The following is a 16,255-nucleotide window of genomic DNA, read 5'->3' on the forward strand; positions in this document are numbered from 1 at the left end:
TTAGGTGGCGACCGGTGGGTTCTTGCAAGTGAGCTTGCCGCCTAAGTCAATAACGACGTTGATGATCCTGCGTTGTGGATGTATTTGATCCGGCAACGTCAGGATCAAAATGCAGACCTTTTCTAGATTGCCGCCGCTTGAAGCGCTCGTTGTTTTCGAAGCGGCATCGCGTCTCGGTAGCTTTTCCCGTGCAGGCGTCGAACTCGGCCTGACCCAAAGCGCGGTCAGCCGCCAGATCGGCAAGCTGGAAGCATTCATCGGCTCTAAACTGTTTGAACGTGTCCCGACAGGCGTGCGGTTGACGACGGTGGGCGAGAATTATTCGATCGATGTTTCCCGCCTGATCCTCGATATCGCGAGTGTTACGGATGGTGTTCGCTCGTGGACGGGTGCCAGCCAGATCACGATTGCCTGTTCCAGAGGCATCGCCGATCAGTGGTTTATGCCTCGCCTCAAGAAACTGAAGAACGATATTGCAGGGCTTGAACTCAGGCTGCGCGTTACCGACGATGTTGCACATTTGCGGCTCGACGAATTCGATCTTGCAATCTTCTACCGCAAGGAAAGACCGATCGGGGTTTGGCTCTCTGAGCTTGGCCAGGAAGAGGTGGTCCCGGTCTCTGGCGCTGGCGCATTGTTGCTGGAAGAGCAGAAGGCGCCGGTCCTCATTTCCATTGAAGACTCCATGCGCGAGTGGCAGGATTGGGGAGATTGGTTGCGATCATCAAAGATGTCCCCGCCGCAGGATGCAGTGCACTGGAAACTCGGAGATTACGGTCTGTGCGTCGCGGCTGCCTCCCAGAGTCTCGGCACGACGCTGGGCTGGACATGGCTCATACGCGATCAACTGGACAGCGGTGTCCTCGTTCCGGTGCATAGCCACACGATGCGATCCGAAGGACGATTTTATCTCATGCGGCCTGCTGACCGACATCAGCGAAAGATCGTGCGCGAAGTGGCGGACTGGCTGATTGCAAACAACAAGCAAACCGCGCGCTGATCATCGTTACGCTTGCACCAGACGCGCTCTGCGCCGACGATCCAGCATGAAACGTGCGTAACCGATCAAAGTGAATATCAGCCAAGCCACCTGCGAAATCAGGGAGCCAAGATTGAAATTCCATATCAGCGAATAGATCAGGAGAACTCCGCCTAGGATGTTGAGAATGGTGTAGCGACCGTCTTCAACGCTCAGAATGCGCAATTGCAGCAGGGCATATGCAATGAGATAGAAAATTGCTCCTGCAAGGCCAACAATGTCCGCAAGCCCCATTTATACGCACTCCGTAACCGCCTAGTATAGACGCCTGGCCACGCCGGCTCATTCCGGCGACGCTCGTGTACTCCGCTTCGCAAACAAGCGGATACGCTTTGATTTCATGACCCCATGCGCAAAAATCATACCCCAGCTTATGGCTCCGTCTCTAGTGCCGAACCGCTGAGTACGATAGGCCAAGCCCCCGAGAGCCGTCCCATGAACGGCGATGATAAAAACAGGGAACTGCACAATGACACACTCCCCATCTTCCTTTTCGCTCGACCGACGTAGCTTCCTCATCGGCGCTGCCGGTCTGACGGCGCTTTCTGCTGGCTTCATCACGCATGCCAGCGCGCAAGACGCTCAAACTCCGAAAAAAGGGGGCGTGCTGAAACTTGGTATCGGCGGCGGTAGCACGACAGACAATCTCGATCCCCGCATCTTGAAGGACTGGGTTCCCGTCAATCAGGCCTTCATGATCATGAATGGTCTTGTCGAGATTGACGCCAACAATCACGCGGTTCCAGAATTGCTCGAAAGCTGGGAAGCGCAGCCGGGTGCCAAGGAGTGGGTGTTCAAGCTGCGCCAAGGGGTGACCTTCCATAACGGCAAGGCGCTGACGGTCGAAGATGTGATTTACTCGATCAATCTCCACCGCGGCGAGACCACCTCTGCAGCCCGTTCGATCGCGTCTGCGCTGAAAAGCGTCGAGAAAGTCTCAGACAGCGAAATCAAGATCGTCCTTGAAAGCGGCAACGCCGACCTTCCTTACATTCTCTCCGACTACCACTTCCTTGTCGTTCCCGAAGGATGGACGGATTTCAACAAACCCGTCGGGACCGGGCCGTTCGTGTTCGAAAGCTACGACCCCGGCGTCCGGTCGCGTTTCACGCGTAACCCCAACTATTGGAAGCCGAACGCCGCGCATGTCGACGCCGTAGAAGTGATCGTCATCAATGATATCGCTGCGCGCACCAACGCCATGATGTCCGGCCAGGTTCATGCGATCAACCAGCTCGACTTCAAGACGGTCGATCTCCTGCGTCGCAACCCTAACCTCAACATCGTCCAGTCGGCGGGTGGCCAGCATTTCACATTCCTGATGGATTGCACGCAGGCTCCTTATAAGGACAACAATGTCCGCCTCGCCATCAAGCACGCAATCGATCGCGAGCAGCTTTTGAAGACCGCCCTGCGTGGCTATGGCCGCCTCGGCAACGATCATCCGATCCCGAGTTCCGATCGCTTTTATGCAGCCGATCTGCCGCAGCGCCCTTACGACCCCGAGAAGTCCAAGTTCTATTTGAAGCAGGCTGGGCTCAATACGTTGAAGGTCGAGATATCGGCCTCGGACGCGGCTTTCTCCGGCGCGGTCGATGCAGCAGCGATTTTCCGCACCAGCGCTGCCAAGAGCGGAATCGACGTTTCGATCAAGCGTGAGCCTGCGGATGGCTACTGGGACAACGTCTGGATGAAGGCGCCGTTCTGCGTGTCCTATTGGGGCGGACGTCCGACTGCCGACCAGATGCTTACCATTGCATACCAGTCCACCTCGGCACAAAACGATACGCACTGGAAAAACGAGACCTTCGACAAGAAGCTGATTGAAGCCCGCGCACTTCTGGACGATGCCAAGCGCAAGGAAATCTATGTCGAGCTTCAGGCGCTGATCTCGAACGAGGGCGGCGCGATGATCCCGATGTTCGGCGATTATCTCGACGCTACGTCCAAGAAGCTCAAGGGCGTCACCACGCACCCGATGTTCAACTTCATGGGTGCTCGTCTTGCTGAAAAGGTATGGTTGGACGCGTAATGACTATTCTTATCCTAAAGCGCATCGCTTTGGGTATTCTGACGCTACTGCTCGTGTCGGCGCTTATTTTCGCCGGCACGCAGCTTCTTCCTGGTGACGTGGCGTCGGCAATACTCGGACAGAATGCAACGCCCGAGTCTCTCGCTGTGCTGCGTACGGACCTCGGTCTCGACCAACCGCTGCTGCATAGATATTTTGCCTGGCTCGGCGGGTTTGTAACCGGTGACCTGGGCAATTCTCTCGCCAACCGGCAGCCCGTCGCGGATCTTTTGTGGCCACGGTTCTGGAACACCATGGCACTTGCGTTCTACGCTGCCGTGATCTCCGTGCCGGTCGCCGTTCTTCTGGGGCTGCTGAGCGCGATCTGGAGAGGCACTCTCTTTGACCGCGCCGTCAATATCGTTGCCCTCGCCTTTGTGTCGCTTCCCGAGTACTTCCTCGGCCTGCTACTGATCCTGTTCGTTTCCGTGCAATATAATCTCCTGCCGAGCCTTGCGGATACCTATCCGGGAATGAGCATGGGAGACTGGCTGAAGGCGACGACGCTTCCCGCTCTGACCCTTGTTCTGGTAACGGTTGCCCAAATGCTGCGAATGACCCGGACGGCGGTCTTGGCCGTCATGGATCAGGCCTATGTGGAGACCGCTTATCTGAAGGGTCTACGCACGAAGCGTGCGGTTCTCCGCCACGCGCTTCCCAATGCCGCGGCCCCGATCGTCAATGTCGTATCCTTCAATATCGCCTATCTCATCACCGGCGTCGTTCTGGTCGAGGCTGTGTTTAATTACAACGGGCTTGGTCGCTTCATGGTCGATGCTGTTTCGAAACGCGATCTACCGCTGGTGCAAGCGGCGGCGCTCGTGTTTGGCACCGCCTACGTCATCTTGAACATTATTGCCGACGTTACGGCCATCGCGCTCAATCCGCGCCTGAGGCACGCCCGATGAAATTCCTGCGTACTATTTCACCGACGGCATGGATCGGTCTGTTCATCATTTCACTCAACATTATCCTGTTCTTGGCCGGCCCCCATATCGCGCCTTTCGGGCAGGAGGAGATCGTTGGATCGCCATTCGATCCGCCTTCGGCTGCCCACTGGTTCGGTCTCGATCAGAATGGTCGGGACATGCTGTCGCGCATTCTCGCTGGCGCGCAGATGTCCATTGGCGTTTCGCTCGCCGCATCTTTGTTGTCTTTTACAATCGGCATCACGCTTGGTTTCATCGCCGCTATTTTCGGCGGCTGGCTCGACACCATCCTCTCGCGCATCGTCGATACCGTCATGTGCATTCCGGTGTTGATCTCGGCCTTGGTCGTCTTGCAAGCGTTGGGATCGTCAATCCCAGTTCTCATCGTCACCATTGCGCTGCTGGACTCGACCCGCGTGTTTCGTCTGGCACGTATCATTGCGCAAGGGATCAATGTTCTCGAATATGCCGAAACGGCGCGTCTGCGGGGAGAAGGTCTGTTGTGGCTGGTTTTCAGGGAAATCCTGCCGAATGCGCTGCCGCCGCTGATTGCGGAATTCGGTCTGCGTTTCTGCTTCACCTTTCTCTTCGTTGCCGGCCTGTCGTTTCTTGGCCTCGGTATTCAGCCGCCTTTCGCAGACTGGGGCGGTATGGTGAAAGATAATCAGCAGGCTATTCTCTACGGCCTTTATGCGCCGCTTTATCCCGCTGCCGCAATCGCCATCCTGACCATCGGCATCAATCTTGTGGTCGACTGGTTGCTGGCGGGACGTAGTGCTATTCAAGGAGCGGATCGATGAGCGAAGACAAGGTCCTTCAAATCCGTGGCCTGAAGGTTGCAGCCCCCAACGGCACCATTCTGGTCGATGGCATCGATCTCGACCTGGCACGCGGTGAGGTCAAAGGCCTTATTGGTGAATCGGGGGCGGGGAAATCCACGATAGGCCTCGCCGCCATGGGCTACGGTCGAAATGGCTGCCGCATCGTTGACGGCGAGATCGTCGTTGATGGAATCTCTTTGATGAAGATCGGCCGTACGGGACGCGAGGCGGTGCGTGGCGCGCGTATCGCCTATGTCGCACAGAGTGCTGCTGCGGCCTTTAATCCCGCGATGAAAATAGGCCATCAGATCATCGAGGGGCCTCTCTATCACGGCATCATGAACCGGCAAGAGGCGCAAGCCTGGATGCTGGAGCTGCTTGAGGCGCTGCAACTGCCGGATTTTTGCAATTTCGGCAATCGCTACCCGCATCAGGTTTCCGGTGGTCAGTTGCAGCGCGCCATGGTTGCCATGGCGATGTCATGCCGCCCAGACATCCTCGTGCTGGATGAGCCGACCACGGCTCTGGACGTCACGACGCAGATCGAAGTTCTCGCGCTGTTGCGCGATCTTATCCAGCGGTACAAGACTGCAGCACTCTATATCACGCACGACCTGGCGGTGGTGGCGCAGGTGGCCGATAGCATCACGGTCTTGCGTCATGGAAAGCGGGTAGAGGAGGGGAGCGCCGAGCAGATCCTCGAGCATCCTCAAGAAGAGTACACTAAGCGTCTTGTCTCGGAACGCGAAACGAGCATGGCGGGGCAAGGCGTTCACCACGAGAGTGGCGAGGTCTTGCTGGATGTGCGTGACGTGACGGCTCATTACGGGCGCAAAAACGTATTGGACAATGTCCATCTAACGCTGCGCCGCGGTGAAACGCTGGCCATCGTCGGGGAATCCGGGTCGGGCAAGTCCACGCTCGCACGCGTTATCGCGGGTCTGCCGCCTCATTCTTCGGGAGTGATCTCACTTGCCGGACACAGGCTGGCAGATAGCTACAAGAACCGCAGCAGGGAAGAGTTGCGCCGTATCCAACTCGTCTATCAGCTACCAGATGTGGCCCTCAATCCGCGACAGACAATAGGCGACATCATCGGTCGTCCTATGTCGTTTTATTTCAATATGAAAGAGGATCAGCGCGTTTCCGAGGTTGGACGGTTGCTCGATCTTGTCGGACTACCGCGAGACTTCGCCGAGCGACTTCCAAAAGCGCTTTCGGGCGGTCAGAAGCAGCGCGTCTGTATTGCCCGCGCTCTTGCAGCGCGTCCCGATCTCATCATCTGTGATGAAGTCACGTCTGCGCTCGACCCCCTCGTGGCGGAAGAAATCTTGCGATTGCTGCGCTCGTTGCAGGATGAATTGTCTGTCTCCTATCTGTTCATAACCCATGATCTGGGTGTCGTTCGCCGACTGGCGGACCGGACGATGGTGATGCAGCATGGCGTGATCGTTGAAACGGGCATAACCGCAGATGTTTTTGCCCCGCCTTACAAGCCCTACACCGAGCAGCTCATCACTTCAGTGCCGGAACTGCGACGAGACTGGCTCGATGGGGTGCTGGCAAAACGCAGAATTCCCGCTGCGTGAGAACAATGGCGATCTCGGATCGCCGTTTAAAAATTTTATTGTCGCCGCTGAGACCTGCAGGGCGCATGATCTGACTGGAATAGTTGAAATGACAGTGCATGTCCAAGAACACATCTGGATACCGTTGAGCGATGGTACGCGCCTTGGGGCGCGTCTCTGGTTGCCGGAAGACGCAGAACAATCGCCGGTCCCGGCAATCCTTGAATATATCCCCTACCGCAAGCGCGACGGTACGCGTGGGCGCGACGAGCCGATGCACGGCTATTTCGCAAGCCAGGGCTACGCGGCCATTCGCGTCGATATGCGTGGGACGGGCGAGTCCGATGGACATATGGCGGATGAATATCTGAAGCAGGAGCAGGATGACGCGCTTGAAGTGATTGACTGGATTTCCCGCCAAGCCTGGTGCAGCGGCAATGTTGGGATGATGGGAAAAAGCTGGGGCGGCTTCAACAGTTTGCAGGTGGCGGCGCGCAGACCTCCCGCGCTGAAGGCGATCATCACCGCCTACTCGACAGATAATCGTTATACGGACGACATCCATTACATGGGCGGTTTGCTGCTCAATGATAATTTGTGGTGGGGCACAATCATGCTGGCTTACCAGAGCCGGCCTCTTGATCCAAAGATCGTCGGCGACGTGTGGAGAGAGCAGTGGCTGGAACGGCTCGACAAGATCCCTTTCTTCCCCGCTCTTTGGCTCGAACATCAGCGTTATGACGACTATTGGAAACACGGATCCGTTTGTGAAGACTGGAGCGCCATTGAGTGCCCGGTGCTGGCAATCGGGGCATGGGCCGACAGCTATACCAATCCGGTGTCCCGACTACTGGAAAACCTTCAAGTTCCACGTCGCGGGATCATAGGCCCCTGGGGGCACATTTACCCTCAGGATGGTGTTCCAGGTCCTGCCATCGGCTTCCTTCAGGAGGCAACCCGCTGGTGGGATCAGTGGCTGAAAGGTGAAGAGACAGGCGTCATGGACGAGCCCATGCTGCGTGCCTTTGTCTGTGACACGATCGAACCCACGGGCACGCGCACGGCAACTCAAGGCCGGTGGGTTGGTGAAGCAAAGTGGCCATCGCCTGAGATAACTGTAAAGCAGTTCGATCTTGGCGCTGATCGTCGCCTTGGCGGAATCGCATCGCAGGCAGCAATCCTGCAAATCCGTTCTCCGCAAAGCCACGGAAAAGCAGGTGGCGAATGGATGGCAACGGGTTGCCCAGGCGAACACCCGACAGACCAGCGGCTTGATAATGGGGGCGCGCTCGTTTTCGAAACGGAGATACTGGAACAGGATCTCGATGTGTTGGGTGCACCTTCGGTTCGCCTTCGCGTCGCTGCAGATTGCCCGGTAGCGCAAATCTCGCTGCGGTTGAACGATGTTCTGCCGGATGGCCGCGTGACGCGGGTGAGCTATCAGGTCTTCAACCTGACCCATCGTGATAGCCATGAAGAGCCGGAAGCACTGGAGGAGGGCAAATTCTACGATGTAGCGATCAAGCTCAACGATTGCGGCTATCGCTTTGCCAGAGGTCATCGCGTTCAAATCGCCATAGCTACTGCCTATTGGCCAATGGTTTGGACGTCTCCATACAATGCGACGCTCAGCATCTCCGTAGCGGAGAGCAGACTTGAGCTCCCTGTTCGTGCGCCATCACAGGAGACGAAAGTGCGTTTCGATGCACCCGCTCACGGGCCGTCGACTCCGATGACGCAGGTCGATGCTGGCACGGTCAGGCGCTGGACCGAACAGGACCATGAGACGGGAATCAATACCTACATCACGGAAGGCGTGGGCGGCTTGTTCGGAGAGGGCGTCATCCGCTTCGACGAGATCGATACTCAACTTAGTCACAGTCTTCGCCGTGAGTTGACCATCAAGGACGACGACCCGCTCTCGGCGAAATACGTGCTGACCCAGAGCTATGAAATGGGGCGTGACGGCTGGCGGATAAAAATCGAAAGCCGAACAGAAATGCGCTCGGACGAGAACAAATTCTACCTGGCCGGAGCGTTGTCAGCATTCGAGAATGGAACGCTGGTCAAGACGCGCCAATGGGACGAGCGCTTTGAGCGCGATCTGATCTGAGCCCCATATCGGATGACCAGCAAGAGCGAATGGTGCTGAGTGCACCCTTCGCTCAATCGCTTGAGGCATGGCAGAAAAAGTGCGTCTCAGTTTCCCATTGGTGCTTTTGGCCAAGCGAAATGAGCCTTCGAGGTCGCTCCTATTCTCCTACGGCAATGCCTTCGCGACGCGGATCGGCGCTCCCGGCCAAGCCCTTGTCGGTGATCTCGATGGCGTGCAGGCCGGAATTCATCTCGCCCGACTTGACGTCGTACCCGAGTGATTTAAGAGGTTCTGCCATCTCTTCCGCCTTGGTGCCTGCCTCGATATCGTAGGTCCCGAAGCGATTGATGAGATGCGGCTGGGCCACGATCTGCTCCACGGGCATGCCCCAGTCGATATAGGCGATCAGCGCCTGCGCCACATACCCGATGATCTGGCTGCCACCTGGCGAGCCGATGGCGAGCAGTGGTTTGCCGTCCTTCATCACGATGGTCGGCGCCATCGAGGAGCGAGGCCGCTTTCCAGGCTCGACCCGATTGGCAATCGGCAGGCCGCCGTCATGAGTCTTGAAGGAAAAGTCCGTCAACTCGTTGTTGAGGAGAAAGCCGTTTGTCATCAGACGTGAGCCAAAGCCATTTTCGATCGTTGTCGTCATTGAAACGACGTTGCCTTCCTTGTCGACGATGACGAAGTGGCTGGTGGAGGGCAACTCCAGTGCCGCATCCCGGCCGAAGAGGAGCGCGTGATCCCAACCCGGTTCACCAGCTTGGACCGCATCTTTGGTCAACGCCTTATCGCCATCCAGCAGCCTCGACCGATCACTCAGGTAGGACTTGTCAAGCAATCCCTTGATCGGCAATGGCACGAAGTTCGGATCGGCCACGTAGCGTTCACGGTCGGCGAAGGCAAGACGTTGGGCATCGCCGATGATGCGCCAGCTTTCCACATTCTTTGGTCCCAAAGCCTTCAAATCGAAGTGTTCCGAGAGGCCAAGGATTTGGCCGACGGCAACGGCCCCTGACGATGGTGGCCCCATACCGCACACATCGAGAGCGCGGTAGGTGAAACAGACCGGCGCTCGCTCGATGATCCGATAACTGGAAAGATCGGCGAGCGAAAGAACGCCAGGATTGCCGGCGGCTTCCCGCACGGTCTTGACGATGTCCTCAGCTATTTTTCCTTTGTAGAACGCATCTGCACCATCTTTCGCAAGCACCGCAAGCGTGTCTGCATAAGGCTGGTTTTTTAAGAGGGTGCCTGCTTTCAAGGCCGCGCCTGCGCTAGCGAAGAAATAGGACGTGGTTTCCTTGTACGTCTTCAACCGGTCACCCTCGGAAGCAACGAGGGAGGCGAGGCGCGGCGAAACCTGAAATCCTTGCGTTGCCAAAGTCTGAGCCGGCTTCAGCAGACTTGCCCATTCGGCTTTGCCGAAGCGTTTGTGGACGTCCTCAAGCAGGCGGACCGTTCCCGGCGTTCCAACGGAGCGACCGCCAACCACAGCGTCCATAAACTTCAACGGTTGACCTTTGGCGTCGAGAAAGAGTGTCGGGATGGCCTCCATGGGCGCCGTCTCCCGGCCATCGAAGGTGGTCAGCTTTCCGCTCTTTCCATCGTAATAGACGAGAAACGATCCACCACCGAGACCGGAACTTTGCGGTTCGACGAGACCAAGTACGGTCTGCACCGTAACCATCGCATCAATCGCGTTCCCGCCATTGGCAATCACATCACGCCCCGCCTCAGCCGCGAGCGGATTGGCCGCCGCCACCATGAAGTTTTTGGCTTCCACGCGTTGAGCTGTCGCAACCGCAGTTGCTTTTTCCGGGGCGACGGTGTCGGACGCCTGCTGTGCCGAAGTCACGGACGCGGAGAGCGTCAGGGCGAGAAAAGTGCGGCTAAGAAGTTTCAATCGCATTCGTCCAATCCTTTCAGGTGGCATAACGACCAACGGCAGCGGGGCGCTTATCCGCAGGCCTCAAGCGGGTGCAGCGCGAAGCGGTTTGGTGGCACTATGAGGGCTGCCTCACAGCCTGTCCACTACGACTGATGACAGATGCGCGACATTCAGACAGGAGCTTGCGATGATAGTTCACCATTTAGCAGCTGATGATTTTCCGATGAATAACCACCACCGGATGTGTGAAAAAGTATAAGCCAGAGACCATTGCGGTTGCCTCATGAAGCTCAAGACTTCTCGGCGTAAGGCATGCTGCCGCCCTGATTTCCAGCATATCACGCAAAGTTGTTGATCAAAATCAGTAGGTGATCGATGTTGATCGTCAAACCCAATGTGCTTCTATTACGATTTCCGCATACACACGTCAAAAAAGTATCAGCAATTTCGACGGCGTGATGTGGAGCAAGCACGTATGTCGCGCCTATGCTCCACATCAACGCCTGGGACGAGCCATACGAGGAATGGTCTCGCTCCGACTTGAGGCGGACGTGCGTGAGGGAGGAACCATGATGCAGCCCGATCTGGAACTGGTGCATATTCGCAAGGGCGAGTCCTTCGCCGCTTGGCGGCATGGTTACCCGTTCCGCACGGTCCGCTGGCACTACCACCCTGAATATGAGATTCATCTGGTCGTAGCCACCTCTGGCACTTTCTATATCGGCGACTTCGTTGGACGCTTCGACCCCGGTCAGCTGATCATGACCGGACCTAACCTCCCCCAGAACTGGATCAGCGAGATAGAGCCCGAGGAAATCGTTCCGACGCGCTCTCTCGTGATCCAGTTTCCGGAAGCGTTCATAGAAGAAGCTAGCACCTGCATGTCGGAGATGGCGCCGGTTCGCAGCCTCTTGGAACGCAGCCGTCGCGGTATTCTGTTCGACGATGAAACGAGCAACAGCGTCCAGCCTCTGATTGAAAGGTTGATAGAAGCACAGGGACTTACGCGCCTCGCGCTCTTCTGGGAAATTCTCGACCTTCTGGTCAAGGCGCCATCGCCGGAGGTTCTGGCCAGCCTGAGCTATGAGTTGGATTTGGCAGGAACTGGAGAGAGTGGCATTAATCGCGCGCTGTCGCATCTGCGCCAGCACCTTACGGCGCAGGTGGATGAAATCGATCTGGCCGAGATCGTAGGTCAGAGCCCGAGCACATTTTCACGAGCTTTCAAGCGCCATACAGGAACGACGCTTGTCCGTTATCGCAATCAGTTAAAGATCGATCTCGCCTGCCAGATGCTGCTGGCGGATCAGGACGTTAAGGTCGCCGAAGTCTGCTACGACGTCGGCTTCTCCAACCTGTCGAATTTCAACCGGCATTTTCTGAAACTGAAGGGAATGTCGCCCTCGAGGTTCCGAACCATATTTGCAGCCCAGAAGGCAGCGGTCATGGCGGATTAAGCCACCGACACATCACAGATTTCATGAATTCGGACAGACGACTGTCCGGAAACGGGTAGTTGCTGCCCAAATTCCAACGGGAGGAAGAGTAATATGAAAATGAAGTCAAAGTTTCTGATGGCGACAGCCGCGCTTGCACTCATGGCCGCTCCGGCTCTGGCACAGGAAAAGCTGAAGATCGGCATGACGTTTCAGGAGTTGAACAACCCTTACTTCGTGTCCATGCAGGAAGCGCTGAAGGAAGCCGCAGCGAGCATTGGTGCAGATGTCGTCGTGACCGATGCCGGCCATGATGTTGCAAAGCAAATCTCCGACGTGGAAGATATGCTCCAGCAGAAGATCGACATCCTGCTTTTGAACCCGACCGACAGCGCGGGCATCGAAGCCGCCGTTCATGCGGCCAAGGCCGCAGGCGTTATCGTTGTCGCCGTGGATGCCAATGCGAATGGCCCGGTTGACACCTTCGTGGGTTCGAAGAACCGCGATGCGGGCTACATGTCTTGCAAGCATCTCGGTGAAGCCGTTGGCGGCAAGGGCGAGGTCGCGATCCTCGACGGTATTCCGGTTGTGCCGATCCTGCAACGCGTCGAAGGCTGCAAGGCCGCACTGGCGGAATTCAAGGACATCAAGCTCGTCGACACGCAGAACGGTCGTCAGGATCGCTCCGTGGCTCTTGGCGTCGTCGAGAACATGATCCAGTCGCACCCGAACCTCGTGGGTATCTTCTCCGTGAATGACGGCGGTGCGATGGGTGCGCTTTCGGCAATCCAAGGTTCCGGCAAGGACATCAAGCTGACTTCCGTAGACGGCGCTCCAGAAGCGGTGAAGGCCATCGCCGACGGCACACCGTTCATCGAGACCACGGCGCAGTTCCCGCGTGACCAGGTCCGTGTCGGACTTGCCATGGCTCTTGCCCAGAAGTGGGGCGCTCGCGTTGTGCCGAAGGAAGTCCCGATCGACGTCATGGTCGTGGACAGCAAGAACGCTGGCGAATTCAGCTGGTAATAACTCCTCCCAGGCCGCGTCCCCGCTTAGGCGGGGGCGGGACCTGGATTGAAAGAAATTGGAGCGTCCTTCGCGCGTCCGAAGCGACCGCACGGCGCTCCAAATCCCGACCATTGAGGAGGGTTAAGATGCTGGAACTGAACGGAATAAGAAAAAGCTTCGGCAAGATCGAGGTCCTGCGCGGCGTCGACCTTCAGGCACGCCCCGGTGAGGTGCACGCGCTTCTCGGCGAAAACGGCGCCGGCAAGTCGACCTTGATGAAAATTCTTTGCGGCATTTTGCAGCCCTCCGAAGGGACGATCCGCATCCATGGAACGGAGCGGCAATTCGCCAATTACGATGAGGCGATTGCCGCCGGGATTGGCATCGTCTTTCAGGAATTCAGCCTGATCCCCTATCTCAACGCTGTCGAGAACATGTTCCTCGCCCGCGAGATCCGCGGGCCGTTTCGCCTGTTGAATAAGAGCGCCATGCGCAAGCGGGCAGCCGAGATCATGAGCCGTCTGGCGGTGGATGTTCCGCTCGACGTGCCGATCAAACGGCTTTCGGTTGCGCAACAACAGTTCGTCGAAATCGCCAAGGCGCTATCGCTGGATGCGCGTATTCTTGTGCTCGACGAGCCAACGGCGACCCTGACACCGTCCGAGACCGAACACCTGTTCAACGTCATGCGGGAACTGCGTCGTCAGGGTGTGGCGATTATCTTCATTTCGCATCATCTCGAGGAAATTTTCGAAATCTGTGACCGCATCACCGTTCTTCGTGACGGCGAGCTCATCGGCTCTTGCCTGACATCCGAGGTGGATAACGATCGGTTGGTAGAAATGATGGTGGGCCGGCGCATAGAGGCGAGCTTCCCGCTGAAACCGAAGCTTGATCCATCGGCAGACGTGGTCATCGATGTCGAAGAGCTTCAGCTGAAGAAGGGCGGGCCCGTCTCTCGCTTTTCGTTGCGCAAGGGCGAGATTCTCGGCTTCGCCGGACTGGTCGGCTCGGGCCGATCGGAAACGGTTCTTGCGATGCTTGGCGCGCACTCTGCTTCCCGACGCAAGATAAAGCTCGATGGCTCAGAGACGCGGTTCTCCGGTCCTGACGATGCGCTGATCCGCGGCATCGGCCTGCTACCGGAAAGCCGGAAGGAAGAAGGGCTGATCACCAGCTTCTCCATCCTGCAAAACATTTCGCTGAACAATTACCGCAAATACCGCAAGGCCCATTGGTTCCTCGACCTCAAGAAGGAACTGGAGCACACGACGAAGGCCATGGCGCAGGTGCAGGTCAAGGCGCAAGGACCCTATGCCCGCGTTGACACGCTATCCGGTGGCAACCAGCAGAAGATCGTGATTGCCCGCTGGCTGAACCATGACATGCGGGTGCTAATCTTCGATGAGCCAACGCGCGGCATCGACGTCGGCGCTAAGGCGGAAATCTACGCGCTGATGCGGGCGTTCGCGGCAAGCGGCCACTCGATCATCATGATCTCGTCGGAACTGCCTGAGGTGATCGGCATGTCCGACAGGGTCTGCGTCTTCCGCTCCGGCGGCATCGTCGCCACGCTTGAGGGCGAATATATCAATTCCGAAACAATAATGACAAACGCTACCACCGGGAGAGTTGAACATGTCGCTTGATGCTAACACCGGCGTTGCCGCGGAGACGGGCGGCTTCAAACTGAGCGGCCTGCTGCATTCACCCCTGGCATTGCCGCTCGCAGGTCTGATCGTCGTCTCGATCCTGATGGGTCTTGCGAGCGACAACTTCTTCAGCCTCAACAACATCATGAACGTGCTTCGGCAGGTATCGGTCGTTGGTATTCTTGCGGTCGGCATGACATTCGTAATCCTGACGGGTGGCATCGACTTGTCTGTCGGCGCGGTCATGGCGCTCGTCGGAACGCTGTCGGCCGGATTGATGGTCAATACGGGGTTGCCGGCTTCGGTGGCACTGCCCGCGGGACTCTTCATCGGGCTTGGTATCGGCATCTTCAATGGCGCGCTTGTCGCCTGGGGAAAGATGCCAGCCATTATCGTCACACTTGCGACAATGGGAATGGCACGCGGTCTTGGTCTTATCTACTCAGGTGGCTATCCGGTAAGCGGTATTCCAAGCTGGATTTCCTGGTTTGGCGTCGGCCGCATTGGTGTCGTTCCAGTCCCCGTTGTCATCATGGTCGTCATCTACGCCATCGCCTGGGTCCTTCTGCAACGAACCGCCTTCGGGCGTCACGTCTATGCCCTTGGCGGCAACGAACTCGCAGCCCGGCTTTCGGGAGTGAAGACGCAGCGCGTCAAGCTTGCCGTCTACGGCATCTCGGGGGTTACAGCGGCGCTTGCGGCGCTCATCTTGACCGGTCGCCTGATGAGCGGTCAGCCCAATGCCGGTGTCGGCTTCGAGCTGGATGCGATCGCTGCGGTGGTGCTTGGTGGTACGGCGATTGCCGGCGGCCGCGGACTTATCCTCGGCACTCTGATCGGCGCCGTGCTGCTTGGCATTCTCAATAACGGCCTCAACCTGATGGGCATCAACCCCTATCTGCAGGACGTCATCAAGGGCTTCATCATTCTGCTGGCCATCTATATCGGGCGCGAGTGGCGCTAGGTCAGCCGACAACTTTTCCATAACGCAGGAGAACTAAATGTCTGAATCGCTGCAAGGCAAGATCGCGGTCATCACCGGTGCCGCCTCCGGTATCGGGCTTGCCACCACCGAGGCGCTCTTGGAGCAGGGCGCCACCGTGGTCATGGTTGACTGGAACGAGAAGGCCTTGAATGAGCTTGTCGCAAAGCTTGGAGACCGCGCCATTGCGCAGGTCACCAACCTTCTGGATACCGACAGCTGTAACGCCATGATCCCCGAAATCCTGGAAAAGGTCGATCACATCGACATTCTCTATTGCAACGCCGGCACCTATATCGGCGGCGATCTGACGGAGACGACGCCTGAAGCCATCGACAAGATGTTGAACCTCAACGTCAATGCCGTCATGAAGAATGTCCACGCCGTGGTTCCGCACATGTCTGAGCGCAAGACCGGCGACATCATCGTCACCTGCTCGATTGCCGGCCACTTCCCGACCTACTGGGAGCCTGTCTATTCGGGCTCGAAGTGGGCGATCACCAGCTTCGTACAGGGGATGCGCCGCCAGATGATCCCACACGGCGTGCGTGTTGCTCAGGTCTCGCCAGGCCCCGTAGTTTCGGCGCTTCTGGCAGACTGGCCGGAGGAAAACCTCCGCAAGGCCAAAGAATCGGGTAGCCTCATCGACGCGAGCGAAGTGGCCGATGCGATCGTGTACATGCTGACACGCAAGCGCACCGTTACCATCCGCGATATGCTGGTTTTGCCGACAAACTTCGATCGCGTCTAAGACATCGAG

General features: G+C 57.5%; 13 protein-coding genes. 11 read left to right on the forward strand and 2 right to left on the reverse strand.

Annotated features, from left to right (window positions below):
• The first annotated feature begins 109 nt into the window (after positions 1-109).
• Positions 110-1,000 (forward strand): LysR substrate-binding domain-containing protein, encoded by an 891-nt coding sequence (locus WKI41_RS02135; protein ID WP_340191880.1) that lies wholly within the window; start codon positions 110-112, stop codon positions 998-1,000.
• A 6-nt stretch (positions 1,001-1,006) separates the two neighbouring features.
• Here the strand turns inward: WKI41_RS02135 and WKI41_RS02140 are convergent, their stop codons facing one another.
• Positions 1,007-1,273 carry a CBU_0592 family membrane protein gene (locus tag WKI41_RS02140; protein ID WP_062424346.1) on the reverse strand — a complete coding sequence of 89 codons (267 nt, stop codon included), beginning with the start codon at positions 1,271-1,273 and terminating at the stop codon, positions 1,007-1,009.
• Positions 1,274-1,508: 235 nt separating this feature from the next.
• On the opposite strand from WKI41_RS02140, the gene WKI41_RS02145 reads away from it, so the two are divergent.
• From WKI41_RS02145 to WKI41_RS02165, 5 genes are all read left to right on the forward strand, one after another.
• Complete coding sequence (locus WKI41_RS02145) at positions 1,509-3,071, forward strand: ABC transporter substrate-binding protein (protein ID WP_340191881.1); 1,563 nt, start codon at positions 1,509-1,511, stop codon at positions 3,069-3,071.
• Entirely contained in the window at positions 3,071-4,018 is a 948-nt protein-coding gene (locus WKI41_RS02150) for an ABC transporter permease (RefSeq protein WP_340191882.1), read from the forward strand. The genes WKI41_RS02145 and WKI41_RS02150 overlap by 1 nt, the downstream gene beginning before the upstream one ends.
• Positions 4,015-4,839: an ABC transporter permease gene (locus WKI41_RS02155; protein ID WP_340191883.1), complete on the forward strand. Its 825-nt coding sequence runs from the start codon at positions 4,015-4,017 to the stop codon at positions 4,837-4,839. Before WKI41_RS02150 ends, WKI41_RS02155 begins: the two co-directional genes overlap by 4 nt.
• Positions 4,836-6,449, forward strand: a complete 1,614-nt coding sequence (locus WKI41_RS02160; protein ID WP_340191884.1) for a nickel ABC transporter ATP-binding protein NikE — start codon at positions 4,836-4,838, stop codon at positions 6,447-6,449. The genes WKI41_RS02155 and WKI41_RS02160 overlap by 4 nt, the downstream gene beginning before the upstream one ends.
• 88 nt (positions 6,450-6,537) lie before the next feature.
• Positions 6,538-8,541, forward strand: coding sequence for a CocE/NonD family hydrolase (locus WKI41_RS02165; protein WP_340191885.1), 2,004 nt, complete (start codon positions 6,538-6,540; stop codon positions 8,539-8,541).
• A 139-nt stretch (positions 8,542-8,680) separates the two neighbouring features.
• Here WKI41_RS02165 and ggt read toward each other — a convergent pair whose 3' ends face one another.
• Positions 8,681-10,438 carry a gamma-glutamyltransferase gene (ggt, locus tag WKI41_RS02170; RefSeq protein ID WP_340191886.1) on the reverse strand — a complete coding sequence of 586 codons (1,758 nt, stop codon included), beginning with the start codon at positions 10,436-10,438 and terminating at the stop codon, positions 8,681-8,683.
• Positions 10,439-10,989: 551 nt separating this feature from the next.
• Between ggt and WKI41_RS02175 the strand changes: the two genes are divergently transcribed.
• From WKI41_RS02175 to WKI41_RS02195, 5 genes are all read left to right on the forward strand, one after another.
• A complete protein-coding gene (locus WKI41_RS02175; RefSeq protein WP_340192295.1) occupies positions 10,990-11,874 on the forward strand; it encodes an AraC family transcriptional regulator in 885 nt (294 codons plus the stop codon).
• Positions 11,875-11,967: 93 nt separating this feature from the next.
• Positions 11,968-12,879, forward strand: coding sequence for an ABC transporter substrate-binding protein (locus WKI41_RS02180; RefSeq protein WP_082479273.1), 912 nt, complete (start codon positions 11,968-11,970; stop codon positions 12,877-12,879).
• A 128-nt stretch (positions 12,880-13,007) separates the two neighbouring features.
• Positions 13,008-14,510 (forward strand): sugar ABC transporter ATP-binding protein, encoded by a 1,503-nt coding sequence (locus WKI41_RS02185; protein WP_340191887.1) that lies wholly within the window; start codon positions 13,008-13,010, stop codon positions 14,508-14,510.
• The gene (locus tag WKI41_RS02190; protein ID WP_340191888.1) at positions 14,500-15,477 is read left to right on the forward strand and encodes an ABC transporter permease; all 978 of its coding nucleotides are present in this window, start codon (positions 14,500-14,502) and stop codon (positions 15,475-15,477) included. Before WKI41_RS02185 ends, WKI41_RS02190 begins: the two co-directional genes overlap by 11 nt.
• A gap of 37 nt (positions 15,478-15,514) precedes the next feature.
• Positions 15,515-16,246, forward strand: coding sequence for an SDR family oxidoreductase (locus tag WKI41_RS02195; RefSeq protein WP_340191889.1), 732 nt, complete (start codon positions 15,515-15,517; stop codon positions 16,244-16,246).
• Positions 16,247-16,255: the final 9 nt, after the last annotated feature.

Source organism: Agrobacterium larrymoorei (assembly GCF_037722385.1).
In the GTDB taxonomy this organism is placed as follows: Bacteria; Pseudomonadota; Alphaproteobacteria; order Rhizobiales; family Rhizobiaceae; genus Agrobacterium; species Agrobacterium larrymoorei_C.

Coding starts and splice junctions, on each gene's coding strand:
- WKI41_RS02175 (WP_340192295.1), top strand. CDS start 10,990: ATGCAGCCCGATCTGGAACTGGTGCATATTCGCAAGGGCGAGTCCTTC.
- ggt (WP_340191886.1), bottom strand. CDS start 10,438: ATGCGATTGAAACTTCTTAGCCGCACTTTTCTCGCCCTGACGCTCTCC.
- WKI41_RS02180 (WP_082479273.1), top strand. CDS start 11,968: ATGAAAATGAAGTCAAAGTTTCTGATGGCGACAGCCGCGCTTGCACTC.
- WKI41_RS02150 (WP_340191882.1), top strand. CDS start 3,071: ATGACTATTCTTATCCTAAAGCGCATCGCTTTGGGTATTCTGACGCTA.
- WKI41_RS02165 (WP_340191885.1), top strand. CDS start 6,538: ATGACAGTGCATGTCCAAGAACACATCTGGATACCGTTGAGCGATGGT.
- WKI41_RS02145 (WP_340191881.1), top strand. CDS start 1,509: ATGACACACTCCCCATCTTCCTTTTCGCTCGACCGACGTAGCTTCCTC.
- WKI41_RS02195 (WP_340191889.1), top strand. CDS start 15,515: ATGTCTGAATCGCTGCAAGGCAAGATCGCGGTCATCACCGGTGCCGCC.
- WKI41_RS02190 (WP_340191888.1), top strand. CDS start 14,500: ATGTCGCTTGATGCTAACACCGGCGTTGCCGCGGAGACGGGCGGCTTC.
- WKI41_RS02185 (WP_340191887.1), top strand. CDS start 13,008: ATGCTGGAACTGAACGGAATAAGAAAAAGCTTCGGCAAGATCGAGGTC.
- WKI41_RS02155 (WP_340191883.1), top strand. CDS start 4,015: ATGAAATTCCTGCGTACTATTTCACCGACGGCATGGATCGGTCTGTTC.
- WKI41_RS02160 (WP_340191884.1), top strand. CDS start 4,836: ATGAGCGAAGACAAGGTCCTTCAAATCCGTGGCCTGAAGGTTGCAGCC.
- WKI41_RS02135 (WP_340191880.1), top strand. CDS start 110: ATGCAGACCTTTTCTAGATTGCCGCCGCTTGAAGCGCTCGTTGTTTTC.
- WKI41_RS02140 (WP_062424346.1), bottom strand. CDS start 1,273: ATGGGGCTTGCGGACATTGTTGGCCTTGCAGGAGCAATTTTCTATCTC.